The sequence below is a fragment of the Haloferax sp. s1 genome (assembly GCF_058382125.1).
In genome coordinates this window covers 1-840 of record NZ_JBZRPK010000067.1, presented here as the reverse complement: position 1 = coordinate 840, position 840 = coordinate 1, and the positions used below count along the sequence as shown (strand labels likewise).

Sequence of the window (840 nt, the reverse complement as noted above, 5' to 3'; positions counted from 1 at the left end):
GGTGATGTGCCGTAATTTATTACTTCAGCGCCATCTCCGAGGCTGTCGTTGTCGGTGTCCATGAGAAACATCGACGAATTGTTCGCCAACTCGTTTGCGTTCGTGAGTTTGTCGCCGTCGATGTCGCCATCCTTCCGAATAATCGAGATGTTGATGGTGTCGGTGCCGAGTTTCTTGGGCTCCGCCGGAAATTCATCCCAGAGGACGACCGTGATGTTGTTTGAACCCTCGAACGAAGAGAGATTGTCGTAGTCAAACGTCGCGGTTCGGTTACTGGGGTTCAGCTCCTTGTACTGACAGGCGGCTGTCTGGCCAGTTTCGTTTTGCACGCATACCTTGTAGAAGCTCGACTCGTTAGAGGCATTAAATCTCACCACGAGCGTGTTTGGTTGCGACTCCCAAAGGAACGTTGACCTACCCGTCTCTTTAGCCGGAACCGTATCCGTAAATTCCCCTTCGACGAATACCTCGTGGTCGGTGGTGTCGTTCGAACCAGCAACGGCCACAGGAACGATAGCCGCGACGGCTACGAACACAGTCACCAGAAGAAGGGCCTTAGTTCGAGACATCATCACAGGACCGGAGTTCTAGGTGGGTGTAGCCACTGAAAGCGAGACACTGAGTCGCTCCGCTCACAGTGGTTTGCGGGGCAACTCTGTCCGAGTCTCGACTGATATGGGAGCACGTGGCTGTATTCATGGGATTCAGTTGTGTATTATTTGATAGACTTTGCTTCACCAATATGAATCTCACGGCAGATAGAAGAGAAAAAGCCGATGGCAGAGAACATCAAGGGTTCAATGAAATTCGTCGACCACAACCAAATCACACAGCATACAC

Annotated in this window: 1 pseudogene; it reads right to left on the bottom strand. The window is 51.4% G+C overall.

Annotated features, from left to right (window positions below):
• Positions 1-542 (bottom strand): annotated as a pseudogene (locus QT222_RS00425) (MarR family transcriptional regulator); the annotation flags it as partial.
• Between the last annotated feature and the right edge of the window lie 298 nt (positions 543-840).